This is a genomic window from Paenibacillus sp. SYP-B3998 (assembly GCF_010820665.1).
GTDB lineage: Bacteria > Bacillota > Bacilli > Paenibacillales > NBRC-103111 > Paenibacillus_E.
In genome coordinates, this window is sequence record NZ_JAAIKC010000003.1 from 446,190 (window position 1) to 459,287 (window position 13,098).

Below are 13,098 nucleotides of genomic sequence, written 5' to 3' on the forward strand. Positions count from 1 at the left end.
GCTGGCTGAACATACCCGAGACCCGCTTGATGCCATAAGGGAGGAACTGCTGGCTGAAGATTTGGAGCGGTTTTCCGAAATGTTGACGGAAGCTCTTGCTCCGCAAAAGCCCTATTTGACCGAAATCGAGTACGAACTGTACCGCAGGGGGAAGAAGGTACGGCCGATCATGATGCTGCTTTGCGCCCGCATGATCCACGGCCCCTTTGCCCCGCTGCCAAAGAAAGTGATACAAGGCGCCGTTTCACTGGAAATGCTGCATGTCGCCACGCTCATTCATGACGATATCGTCGATCATGCGCTGCTGCGACGGGGCATGCGTTCAGTCAATGCCGCAAGAGGGACGGAAACGGCTGTCATCGTCGGCGACATGCAGTTTGTGCAGGCGATTCGCGGTTTCGTTGATGCAATTGATACGCAACAGGATATGGGACTTGTCAAACTCGTACTGGATACGTCATTTAAGATTTGCTGCGGAGAGCTGGATGAATTGCAAACCGATCCGGCTTGGGATACGGAAACCCTTTTAGCGCGCTATATGGAAACGATAGAAAGAAAAACGGCTGTTCTTTTCGGTTTGGCGTGCGAATCGGGCATTTCGCTGGCGGGGGGAAGGACTGGCGATACCCGGAGAGGCGGATTTTACGGACGCCGTGTCGGCAGAGCTTTTCAGATGATGGACGATCTGCTTGACTTTGTGGAGAGCGATGCGTCGGCTGGTAAAACCAAGGGCACGGATCTTGCGCAGCGCCGACTCTCGCTACCCGTTATATATGCGATGGCTGAGCTTGGAGAGGATCATGCCGTCACCCGGATCATGCGGGGAGCCTCTTACACGGTCGAAGAGCTGGGCGAAGGTGTCGATGCGGTTATGCGCACAGCAGGTTTTGCGCGCGCTTACGTGGATGCGAGAAACCAGGCACTCGAAGCCGTCGAGCATTTGCGTCCTTTTCCGCACAATCGGTACCGGAGCGCTTTGGAAGAGATCGCGCTGCATGTGGTGAACCGCGGATTTTAACGAATGATTTGCAAGGCTAAGGAGGGCCAATCATGGGGGCAAAATTGATTACCTTTGTGCTCAATACGATGCGTGAACGCGCGAACGATCCGACCAACGCCAAATACTGGCTGCCGCCTAAGCTGGAAGGATTGGAAAAATCGGACGGCCAAGGCAAGCAGCTGCCTTTTCACGCCGATCAGTGGTCGCTGGGGGAGCTTCAAGACACCGGCGGTCAGACCATTCGGGAAGCGATCGAGAATGCCTGGTGGTCGCTTGTAGGGAAAATGGCGCCAAAAGCGGTGCCGCCGACCGACATGAGCTTGTTTATGCCGATTTCCAATCCGGCGAAGCCATGGCCTGAATTGACAATAAACGGGATCATTGTGAACGGACTCCATAATATTTGGGTACTGCCGGATGCGCCAGTGAACGTAACAGAGAACGGCTACGACGTGCTAGTGACCTTGGAGACGGGGTTCTACGACGGCCTTGATCATCAGGACGGACATGATCATAATCCTGCGCTTCCGCAGATGCAACTGACAGGAAGCTATGAACTGAAAATGAGCGTATGCGCCGCCAGCAAAAGCAATCCCGCCAGCTGCACCGACGTTCGTCTGACTTTGCCCCGCTTGGATTGGCCGGTTCAGGATATTACCGGTACGGGGGATATGACTGTCCATATTCACAACTTTTACATTGATGCAAAGGTTCACATCGCGGTTGATGGAAAAGCGGACGACCAAGCTGGCAGAACGGTGAACGTGAAGGTCAAAAGCCTAAACGTACGGGGCCAGGCGCCTGGCGAGGTGCCGTCCTATGTCCTTGATCCGGACAGTCTAACCATCCATACGATTCTCAATCAAACGATAAAGGACATTTGGAAAGTCCAGGTCATAAATGCTTTTGAAAATCCTCAGACGCATCGTTCGTTTACTGAGCATATCAATACGATGCTGAACGGGGAAGATAACCTGAACCGGATTGGTGAGATGCTGTCGAGCCAATTGCTGAAAGCGTTCGACGATACACTTGGAGTCGTGCCGCAGGGCCAGCTTCCGGACGATGCGGGCCAGCGAGGGACCAACCCGGTTGACCAGTATGCGTTTGATCGGCTGCGTTACGCCCTGAACAGTCCAGCCAGTCCATACTATTTGCCTATAGCGCTAGGCAGAATCAAAGATCCCAAGCTCGATCCGTATCAGGCGGAAGTTATCTCACTTGGCGACCAGTCGTATGAAGGTATTCAGTTTCATGATCTTCGGCTCTCGCAGGTTCAGATAACTGGACTCTCCAATCTGACGGCTCCGGCTGACCGACTGGTTCTGGACTGCTCTTTGATTCATTTGCATCTCCAGCTTGCCCGGCCTCCAATTATTGCAACCGGCCAATTCTCAATGACGCCGCAAGGCGGCACGGATGCCTTAACGGGTAACTTAAGTCTGCGTATCGGATCGGCCACCGCACAAGCGGCCATCTTGTTCGGCGGCGACGTTCTCGAAGCGCTGCGCGCTGATTTCCAAGCGTTATCGTTGTCGGCGAATTCCGCTGACATCACGATCAGTGTGCAAATTGATTCAGCTTTTCAAGATGTGATCAATGCGATTTTGAACCAAGACGACATCAAACTCAAAGCAGTGGAAAGCATCAATGACAACATAGCGCAAAATTTACAGCGGATCAGCGATGAAATCACCACTGATATTCAGAGGCTGATTGCCGAAAATCTCGACTGAGATGGGAGCAGGTGTCATCAATTTATGTTTAACGGGAGGGACCAATGCCTTATACCCATTTTCGAATGATAGCCTATGAAATTCCCACGGTGACCTACATCAATAACGATTGGCCTAGAAGTATAATTTCGGGCTGGGACGCGGGGCAAGAATACCAAACGATAGGGCGGCTGCCTGTGACGGCTCCTACAGCCATTCAAGCGGATGCGCGAATTCGCCTAAAACGGCTTGCAGGCGTAGTGAATTTGGCCTGGAATCGTTTGCAGGCATTGGGGGGAGATAACGTCAACACGCTGAAAATTTTTATTTTGCCTGAATTTTACTTTCGCCCTCCGGCGACTGTTGGTGCTGACTACACGAACAATACGTATCCCCCGCTCGTATTCAGCAGCATTTTCAACGTGTTAAATAGTATGTTTCAGCATGCGGACTTTAGAGATTGGCTGTTCATTTGCGGAACCGCACTCGGGAACACCATATCAGATACGACGGTCCAGCCAATTTATCATAACTCTGCCGCGATAGTCCGGGGAGGTCCAAGAGTTATCGTAGATAGAGGATTGACTAGACTGGCAGGCGTGCATGAAATTATTGAAAAAAGGCTAAACTCCGGCATTGACGGCATTGTAGGATCCGTCCCTGGCATGGATCCTGGAACGAAGCAAATTTTTGAAGATTGGCGGATGCGGCGGAAACGAGTTATGGAAATCGACGGCGTTAGCATGGGTCTTGATATTTGTCTGGATCATGTGAGCTCGGTCCTGAAACAGACCGTGGCCGACTGGTCGTCAAAAGAGAACGGGGCTCGTACTCCGGCTCTGAAATTTCATTTATTGACGGCTGGAGCCATGAGCATTCGCCCTTCTGATGTTGTCGCTAAGGTAGGCGGGTATGTGATACGCAACGACGGGCTTGCTACGGCACCTGCATCTGCGCGTTCGGAATTAAAGCGGGTTACCGGGTATTCGTATACGCTTCCCATTGTCGGAAGGGAAATTTCGGTAAGTCCGACAAATAAATACGGCAAGGCCGCGTTGGTAAACGTGCCTTCGGTGTCCACCTTCGATATACCCGCGGGCCCGATGCAGGTGCCCAGGCCGGGGACAGGCACCCAGTACCACTGGTTTGACCAAAGAATCGTTTTTTACGATTCTATCGTTTTACCCACATAAACTCGCTGTAACGTTACGTTCCAACAGCTCGACCATGAACGATAGGAAGCAAGGGGATGAACCTATTGAATTATGAGCAATTGAAGCAAATTTTGACGATCAAAGAAGGGGTGGCCGTTGTCTCGTCAGCGGGTTTAACGCCCAATATTGCCGATTTGTTGAGCAAAAACAACGCGGGTCAACCGATCACGATTCTCAGTGCCATACCTGGAGACGGCGACGGTATCGCTGAGACGATTGTAATCACAGGCAGATCTCATTTTTTGAATATACCCGATTTGGGTGTAGAACTTAGAGCTCACGCGGATGAGGCAGGCAACGTGCAGCTAACCCTGAAATATAAGCTACTCGGCGACAATCCTGGCCCGAATGACTGGAAATTTTCCAAAAGCTTTCCCACTATGCCGCAAATTGTGGACTATGACCGACCTTCCGGCGATCCGCTGGCGTTTCCGCTGGATGACCTGCCTTTGTACCAGTCGTATTACTATTTGACCAGTCAAAAACAACAGGAGCCGGATTTCAAGATTGAGCTTCAAACGGGCATTAACTTTGTGAGTTTGATGCGGCCGACCGGCATCGTCGGCATTTTGGCCACGATTTTTGGGGAGATCGCCCCGTTTACTTTGCACGGTACGATCCGCCTTCCGGCAAATACAGACATCGCGATCCCGATTCCGCTCCAATCGTATCCTTGGGATGCCGTTCAGCCGGTCCCAGGCATCCTGCTGCAAGCGGATCTTGGCCTTCGGACCACGCTGTCCGCGTTAACGTTCGAAGGAGCCGTCTTTCGCGTGTATGCACCGCATTCAGAGGAGTGGCTTCTCGAGAACGATACATACCAGCCGATATTTGCTTACAGCGGCAAGCTAAGCATCCCCAGCGCAGAGCTGGAGCTGGATTTGACGGCACCTCTGGTGCCCGGAGGCAATGAACTGCTGCTGCTCGGTCAATTTAAGGGCGTCCGTCTCAGCAAATTGGCGCAGCTCGCGGATATCGCCGGTACGGATAGTCTGCTGTCGCAGCTGCCCGAGCAAATCCGCAGCATGGGCGATGCGTTAGGGAAGCTGGAGCTCGTCGGCGCAGGGATCGAGTTGGTGGTCGGCGGCTCTGGTTTCGAGGTAGCGATGACGTCACTGACGATCGGTATGCCGGATCTAAACTGGCACGTGTGGGACGATCATTTTCAGATTGATCGGATCTTAAGCCAATTTACGGTATTAGATCCGTTTAGCCGAAGCGCCAGTCCGTCGTTTGAAGTAAGCGTGTTCGGTACGTTTGAAATCGAAGGCGTCCCGATCGATATCTATGCCGATAGCCGGAATGGCTTTCAGATCAATGCACAGCTCGCCGAAAAGCAGACGATTCCGCTCAAACGGCTGATGGAGACTTACGTGCCGGGCGTGCCTGCACCAAGCGATCTGACGATCAATGCGTTAAGCGTAAGCGTTGCGCCGGCCCGATACTACGCCATGTCGCTCGCCATGGCGATGGAGCCGGATCCATGGGTCATCGATGTCGGTTTCAGCAAGCTGACGATTCAGGATGTCGTGCTGGCGTTCACGTACCCTAAAGGCGGCCCAGTTGCTGGTACGTTCGGCGGCAGCATTACATTCGGCGATGCCTTCAAGCTGAATGTCCGTTACGATATCCCTGGCGACTTTTTGATTGCTGGTTATTTCCCGGAAATCAATCTTACAAGGGTACTGGGCAAGCTCGTGAACCAGCAAGCACCAATTCCGAGCGCGTTCGATCTGACGCTGACCCAGTCATCGGTCATGATTCAGAAGAAAGGCGCGAACTACACTTTTTTATTCGCTACGGAAATGGAGAGCTTGGGCACTTTTGCCATGGAAGTTCGCCGAGTCAGCGGCGACAACAAGTGGGGCTTTGCCGCCGGACTCAGCCTTCGTTCGCCTCGCCTCTCCTCGCTGCCAGGTTTGGGCGCCCTTTCGATGTTCGAGGATATATTTTCTCTGCAAAACTTGTTTCTCATCGTATCCAGCTTTGAAGATATCAAGTTTACGTTCCCGGAAGTCGCGAGCTTCAACCCGCCTGAGGTCGGCAAAGGCACGATTGCGCTGCCGATCCGGACCGGAGGGGTGATTGCAGGACTCAACTTGCATGCCGACTGGGTCATCCACACAGGAAACCGTCAGCAAAATTTGCTGAAAAACTTCCTGGGCCTAGATCCGCAAATCGGGATCACACTGCAAGTCGGATTCAATCCTTCTAAGGACTCGAGGCTTTATGTAAGCTATGTAACGCAGATTCAGTCGCACCCGCTAACCTGCCAATTCGGCGGTCAAATCCAAAACGGCAGCGTTGGCTTGTTCCTGAAAGGCGAAATGACTGTCGATATTCAAAATACGCCGCAAACCTTTACGCTTGAGCTCGTTTTCGTAGCCAACGGCGCGTTGTTTTCCGCTTCCATGCGGGGCAATCAACCGATTGATTTCGGCGTCTTCCAGATAGGCAATCTGGCGTTAGAAATTGGCGTTAATTGGGAAGGGATTCCGAGTTTGGGGGTAGCGGGCAGCATTACGTCCGGACATTTTGACTCGTCCATTGCCGTCTTTTTCGATTCGACCGATGTGAGAAAAAGCATGCTGGCCGGCTCATTAAGCAACCTAACCCTCAAAGACGTGCTCGACACGCTGACGGGGGACACGATTCCTTCGGAAATCAACGGGTTTCTGGATCAAGTCAAGCTTTCAGGCACGTCCGATTTTGAAATACCGCTGGAATTGGCGGATGACCTGGATAATCTGCACATCGATAAAGTGGCGCAGGCTTTTCAGACCTACGGCAAGATTCAAATTCCTTCGGAGCTGTCAAGCCTTTATGTCGTAAAAGCGGAAGCAGGCAAAACCTGGTTTATCACGGATTTGACCAAAAACATGAGACATTACCAGATTCGGACCAATACACGAACAGGGAAAATAGAAGTATCCCTGGAAGCGCAGTTTTATTGTGCGCTGGATGAGGTCAAGATCGCGGGGCTGCAGCCGTTTAAACAAGAGGTGTACGTCAACGGCAAGCTGAGTCTTTTCGGTCTTGAGGCGCAGGCAACGATCGACATTAATTTGAACGAAGGGATCGCGATAGACGCGACAATGAGCCGGATTGAGATCGGAGGCGGCAAGTTGTTTGCGATCGAATCGCATGACGGCAAATCCGGACCGCTGATCTCGGCATCTACCTTCAATCAACCCCAACAGACAGTCGAAGCGTTCCGCTCCCCGCATTTCTGCCTCAGCGGTCGTATGAATTTGCTAGGCCTGACGCGGGATGTTTATGTGAACCTGTCCAAAGACGGACTGGTATTCGAACTGAATGGGCAAATGACGCCGTTTTTGTACATGGATGTCCACGGCCACATTCAGCAGCTCGACAATATGGGCATTGGCGGCAATATCAAGGTGGGGCTTAATGATTTTGATTTGGGGCCGCTTGGCAAAGTGTCTTTGGCCACGGGGGCCGAAGGTGCGCTGGACATCGGCGTGTCCGGGGAAAAGGTGACAGCCGCCTTTAAGGCCGGCTTCCAGTTTGCTGGCCAAGGCTTTAAAATCCCGTTTGAGCTGGATGTGAAAACGGAAGCGCTCGTCCATATAGCCGAAACGGCATGGGAGAAGGCAAAGGAGGCGCTTCTGGACTATTTGAAGGATGGTGCTATTTGGGCTGAGCTGGTGGCCAAGAAGTTTATCCATGGCGTGGAGAACATGGTGAAAGTGCTTCAGGAGTACTTCCATAAAACGTTGGAACAAGCTAAGGCCATTGTGGAAAAAGCGTTGGAGATTGCCGAGGAAGCAGCCAAGTATTGCGCGATGACGACTGCGGCTAAGCATTTGTAAGGAGGGAAGGGCTCCTCCAGTTGTAAATAAAATCTTAAAAAACGGCGACGTAAGAGCAATTCTTACATCTTCGTTTTTTTTGTGTGCTTGAGCTCGGCGCATGTCAAAGCGACAGAAAAAACATGCGCCAGTGCTCCGACGCGAACGTTACCCTCAAACAAACGTCGGTCAAAAGAGCATTACCGGGAATTCCTCCCGTTATTTATATTCATATTACGAAAAGTAACCAAATAGTGGGAAATTAATCCGTCTAGTCGAACCAATTTGCTGCAAAATAGTTAATATTTTTTGAATAGGGGGAGGATGTCCACCTAAATATGCGAATGTCGCGATCTCGGCCGATTTTTAGATGGAGGTTTTCCGGCTAAACGCGCTGGACAAGATCCTAGCAACTCCAATTAGTCGGGATTATCGCGCCAAGGGCAGTTTCCCATTCAAGGTAGAAGCCCCTGATTCGATTGCTCCAATTCTTGCGCGAGTTCTCCCCAGCCGGAGGTTCTGGCTGTTTGCGCTGCGGTTAGCAGATAATCGGATGCGCGTGCCAAAATCCGACCGAGACTGCCAGATTGCTGGATATATGCGGTCAACTCCTGCCACTGAGCCGGGGCGATGTGCCCGCTTTCCACTATGCTTCTCTGGCACAAATCCCAGCGATTCCGACCGGTTTCGTCTAATAGAAACCATACGGAGGTCCGTTTCCCCTCTTCGAGATCGAGATGGATATCCTGCACGTCATCGACCAGCCGCCAGGCCAGACAAAACCGCTCCAGCGTATGAGTTAACGCTGCAGCCTTATCCGGTGCTGCAAAGGCTGCCGCCAGCAAGCGGGGCACGATGAACCAGATGGCCACCTCTTGCAAGAATTGCTCTTCATAGGCTTCAAGTCCGTCCAGCTTAGGACGTGTATGTACGGCTTGCAAGTAGTCCGCAACCGATTGTTCCACGAGCAATTCATCCGTACCGGCATGTCGGCAAAGCAAACGGCAGTGATGTTCGAAACGCTGCCAAGCAAGCGTGCGCATGTGTAAGCGCAGCACATCGGGTTTGAGCTGACCGTCGGACAGGTGATCGTCCCACAAATGGAGGAACAGCGAAAGCGCGTGTGCCGTGACGGCGGAATCCACAAAAGCGGAAGGATGATGGACGTTCAGCGTTGCGGGCACCACATGAAGAAACGACCACACCGGCACATAAAACAACCGGTAAAAATCGCCCGGCTGCCCGGCATACCGGTCGAGCAAGGTCTGCGCTTCCTGAAACAAAGCACCCGGCAAAGCGTGCATTGTCTCCATGAGCGCGTCTTGCATGGAACGTTTGAGTGCAGCCGTCTTCCCGCACAGCGTAACGTTGCCGAATCCTATAGAGGTGAAAGCCGTATGCTGACGGATGCGTAGCGGGCTTTCGAACGTTTGTGATTCCGTCATAAGGGTTCCTCCTTAGCTTGAATATACTTGCCGGGGGCCAGGATGCCGCATGGATCCAGCAGTTGCTTTAATTCTGTCAGCAGTGGGTTGCGGGCCTGCAGGTCGGCTGCCCCCTGTTCCATGTTCAGCAAGTTCAAACGATAGGGGGACAGGCCCTTCGCACGCAGCATGTCATTTACCGTCTCATGGCACCGCAGGGCCCGTGCTTCCATGTCCGCATCTTGCCGGTCGTACAACAGTCCGACGACTGCGTGAATGCGGCGGCCATCGGGGAAACGCAGCGAGATGGTTGGCTCCAGCCCGTAACCAAGGATCGCATTTTCGATCCATGCGACGAAATCGGCTGCCGCCTCTCCGAGCATCGGCAACGTAGGCGTGATCCAAATCACGCCGCAACCGTCGCGGTCCGGATGCAAATCGTCGGTTGTCGGCTGCCGTTTTCGCCAGTAGGCGCTATTGAGCGGGTTGGTCATGTCGACAGGGGCCAGCCGCCCCGGCTGCGGGGCCGTCAGCTCGACCGTGATACCGAGCGGTTCGAGCCAGGCCCGCAGCATGCCGGCCCGCAGGTGAAGCTCGTCGCTGCTGTCCGCCCATAGGGTGGCGTTGCCGACCCAGCCGGGTCCGGGTCCGAGCGCGCCTTGCAGCAGACGAGAGGCTTCCTCCCTTGACAAGGCGCGCTCCTCGCCCAAGAGGTCATAAGGAAATTGGCTTGTTTGAGCCAAGTAACGATAAGGGTTCATCATTTCCGCTTGCAAATGAGAGGGATTACGCAGAAGTGGACTGCGGAGTGAATTAATGGCGGCTGCCAGCTGTCGGCTGTCCGCCAGCAGAAAAACACCCTGCTGACGCAACTGCGGCGCGGGTGCCAGCGCCAAAGACATACGCGTGACGACGCCGAGGTTGCTCTGATGGAGCAAGCCCTGCCATAAGGGACCGAATTCGGATGCATCCGGCCGATCGGCAACAATGTCGCCCGAAGGCAGAACGACCTCGTAACCGAAGCTGCGCGCAGCCATGTTTTCATAGGGCCCCTTGCCGATCCCTTTTTCCAGTACGTTGCCGATTAAGGAAGCGTCAGGGCTCGCACCGCTCAACGGCGGCAGCAGCTCCGAGTTTTGCTCCTGCAGAAACTGGATGATATGCCGGAAAGTCACGCCGGGTTCAACGGTGATAAAAGCGAGCTGCTCGTTGTAGTCAAGAATACGGTTCATCCGTGCCAACGAGAGAAGCACGCTTCCACTTTGCACGGGCACGCGGGAACCGTACCCCCAGTTGTGCCCTGCGCTGACTGGATAGACGGGAATGCGGAAGGAGGTAGCGATCCGCAGGCAAGCGGCGATTTCATCCCTGTCCGCAGGATTCAGGATAGCAACACTGCGCGGAATGGTCCGAAAAGTCGCGGTATTGGCCAAAGCCAGTGCGCGTTCATCCAGGTTGACATGCTCTGGACCCAGCAATAGGCTCCACGCCGTCAGCGCCTCTTTGAGACGTTGGCTTTCCACAAAGTTTTCTATCGAACGGGAATTCATGACATTTCACCTCTTTCTGGCGATGACGGGTAAAGGGCTTTTCCCATATTTAATCAATTTCATAAATCACAAGCCTTGCTATGACTAATAATTTCGAACATAGAAAAAAGACTATCTCCCCAAATCTCGAAAGTGTTAGCAACCACGCAAAACACTGATATCAAATATCTCCAAGTAGAGAATCACGAATAGGTACGGGATATAGCTTTATTATGGTACAAGAGTCGGTACATTTCGCGGGCTGCTCTGGAATTCCGTGAGGTAGTTGTAGAATATTTTGGGGCGATATCCAAACAGACAATTCGATCATGCTGCACAACTTATGCCAAAGAGTCTACTTCCCCGGTACAATATCGGTAATATTTCGAATTACTTGGTATATCATAACCGAGGCGAGTACAAGCAGAGAGATAGTCGCAAATATTCTCTGTGGATTCTGATACCACTTTGGAAATTGGTCAAGTCTTTTGGGAACTTGAAAACCTGAAACAATATCGCCATGTTTGATTACATCGTTAAAGGGATCCTTATCTTCAAGGGAATTCGTTTCGGTTTGATTCACAGGAGGGTGAAACGTCTCGTCATTAAATGGATTATAGGAAGAATCTTTCATTTTAAACCTCCTTAAATTTATCTATCCATATTATAACATTTTTATACTGACACGTTCCGTGTCGAGCAGGATGATATACAGCGTCCCCCTGGCATAAATACTAGGAATTGATCCATAAGCCGCATGTGAAGATCCTCTCTCAATTAAGTATAATATCCCTATACTGGAATTTTGCTAAATGCGAAGATACATCTAGGAGGCTGGGAGCGCATGGTAGATAAGGGTAAAGAACGTACGGCAGAGCCAAATAAAGATCATGCTGTCATCAAAAGCAGCACGTCTTTGAAAATAGTCAATGCCAAGGAAGTCGCAGTGCAGTATGAAATAAAAGATTTCTTGTATGACGATGGACAATATGAGTGGCTGCTTCTGGCTCAGGGCGATGTGCAAATCGATGGCCATTTGCATCTGGATGGGGAGAAAGGTTGGGAGGATACGGTCACTCATGAGGCCTGGCGACAGTTTGCGACCTTGCGGGACGAGCCGACAGGGCACACGATCGCCGGGTTGGTCATCGACGGCCAGCTTACGGTCAACGGTTCTATCATTAACAGCAATCTCGACTGGGGCCCGTATCTGATTGTGAAGGGGAACTGTCACGCACAAAACATCGTTTCAGGCGGAGCCTACATTAGAATTGACGGCGACGCGACAGTTGAGGAGGCTGTCTATGGCTCTTACAATCACGGGGAGCTTACTGTCGGGGGAAAGCTCGAAACAAAGATCTACATTAACGAAGATCATTGCGTAAGCGCCATAAAAGGTCTCAGTTCCTCATTCGCTTTCGTAGAGAGAGAGGAAGCGCGAACTTATGGGGAAGACGATTCGATTCCGAGTAAACTGAAAAAGCTGCTGACACCGACGCTGCTACTGTGGGGCGATCTGTGGAAGACGTTATGCAGCGGCCAGTCTATTGTGAAGAAAAAAGGGGACAAGCAGCAGAAGCCGCAAACGATTGAGGAATGGGTTCCATTGGTATGGAGCAATCGAGCCCATTTGAAAAAGGTGCCTGCGGCTTTAAAAGATGAGGCGTTCTACCTCCAGCTGTTTGCTGAGAATGCGCCTATTGCCGATATGGATGTGAGGGAAATCGTGCTTTCTATCAGCCCGGCCAAGCTGACGGAGAACGTCTGTGCCGCCGCCCTACAGCTATCCCCACTCAGCTTGCTGTTGACGCCAACCACCTTTGATCTGGCCCAATTGTATGAAAAGTGCTTTTTGCAGGTGAAAAATCCGGAGTCGATTTTCTACGAAATACCGGAACGGTACCGCAGCGAAGCGATGCATCTGCATTTGGCCCGCTACCGAAGTCGGGTGAAGGTTTGAGCCCAATCGGAATTTCTTAAGATCATGTGATTAGCAATCCATCAAGTACACTAGAAAGGTTGAACTCCATGCATACTTTATTTATAGACTGGAGAACACAATGGGCGAAAATTGTGGAAACAGCCGAGCGCCTAAATTGTTAGTCTTAAATACTTGGGAACTGTTAGATATGATTGAGTAGATTAATCCATAAAAGAAGAGTATTGATCTATCGGTAAACTATATCTAAATAGCAACCTAAAAGGCAGGTCCACAGTAGCCTGTTGTCAGATATCGATTATAGATTCCTCTCTAACAATGTAGGACATTTCAATGAAAGAAGCCACTTCTTATTCTTAGTAGAAGTGGCTTCTTTACTTTAATCTAAAGTGGCGGACGCATGACAGACGCTGCTCCTTAACAATTCGCTCCTGCATGAATGATGTACCAAGACCAAAGTCTAGC

General features: G+C 51.6%; 8 protein-coding genes and 1 pseudogene. 6 read left to right on the forward strand and 3 right to left on the reverse strand.

Features of this window, described 5'->3' with window-relative positions:
• Positions 1-79 precede the first annotated feature (79 nt).
• The 4 genes from GK047_RS12500 to GK047_RS12515 are packed head-to-tail and all read left to right on the forward strand — an operon-like array spanning position 80 to position 7,762.
• Positions 80-1,018 (forward strand): polyprenyl synthetase family protein, encoded by a 939-nt coding sequence (locus GK047_RS12500; RefSeq protein ID WP_275901666.1) that lies wholly within the window; start codon positions 80-82, stop codon positions 1,016-1,018.
• Positions 1,019-1,050: 32 nt separating this feature from the next.
• Complete coding sequence (locus GK047_RS12505; protein ID WP_163946544.1) at positions 1,051-2,736, forward strand: hypothetical protein; 1,686 nt, start codon at positions 1,051-1,053, stop codon at positions 2,734-2,736.
• Positions 2,737-2,780: 44 nt separating this feature from the next.
• The gene (locus GK047_RS12510) at positions 2,781-3,908 is read left to right on the forward strand and encodes a hypothetical protein (RefSeq protein ID WP_163946546.1); all 1,128 of its coding nucleotides are present in this window, start codon (positions 2,781-2,783) and stop codon (positions 3,906-3,908) included.
• Between the two features lie 56 nt (positions 3,909-3,964).
• Entirely contained in the window at positions 3,965-7,762 is a 3,798-nt protein-coding gene (locus GK047_RS12515) for a hypothetical protein (protein ID WP_163946549.1), read from the forward strand.
• Between the two features lie 434 nt (positions 7,763-8,196).
• On the opposite strand, the gene GK047_RS12520 is transcribed toward GK047_RS12515, so the two are convergent.
• Both GK047_RS12520 and GK047_RS12525 read right to left on the reverse strand, forming a co-directional pair.
• Positions 8,197-9,186 (reverse strand): hypothetical protein, encoded by a 990-nt coding sequence (locus GK047_RS12520; protein WP_163946551.1) that lies wholly within the window; start codon positions 9,184-9,186, stop codon positions 8,197-8,199.
• Positions 9,183-10,715, reverse strand: coding sequence for an FAD-binding oxidoreductase (locus GK047_RS12525; RefSeq protein ID WP_163946554.1), 1,533 nt, complete (start codon positions 10,713-10,715; stop codon positions 9,183-9,185). The genes GK047_RS12520 and GK047_RS12525 overlap by 4 nt, the downstream gene beginning before the upstream one ends.
• Positions 10,716-10,874: 159 nt before the next feature.
• On the opposite strand from GK047_RS12525, the pseudogene GK047_RS29635 reads away from it, so the two are divergent.
• Positions 10,875-11,075 (forward strand): annotated as a pseudogene (locus tag GK047_RS29635) (hypothetical protein); the annotation flags it as partial.
• Here GK047_RS29635 and GK047_RS12535 read toward each other — a convergent pair.
• Complete coding sequence (locus GK047_RS12535) at positions 11,050-11,328, reverse strand: hypothetical protein (RefSeq protein WP_163946557.1); 279 nt, start codon at positions 11,326-11,328, stop codon at positions 11,050-11,052. The pseudogene GK047_RS29635 and the gene GK047_RS12535 sit on opposite strands and share 26 nt — an antisense overlap.
• 210 nt (positions 11,329-11,538) lie before the next feature.
• Between GK047_RS12535 and GK047_RS12540 the strand changes: the two genes are divergently transcribed.
• Positions 11,539-12,654 carry a hypothetical protein gene (locus GK047_RS12540; RefSeq protein ID WP_163946559.1) on the forward strand — a complete coding sequence of 372 codons (1,116 nt, stop codon included), beginning with the start codon at positions 11,539-11,541 and terminating at the stop codon, positions 12,652-12,654.
• Positions 12,655-13,098 lie beyond the last annotated feature (444 nt).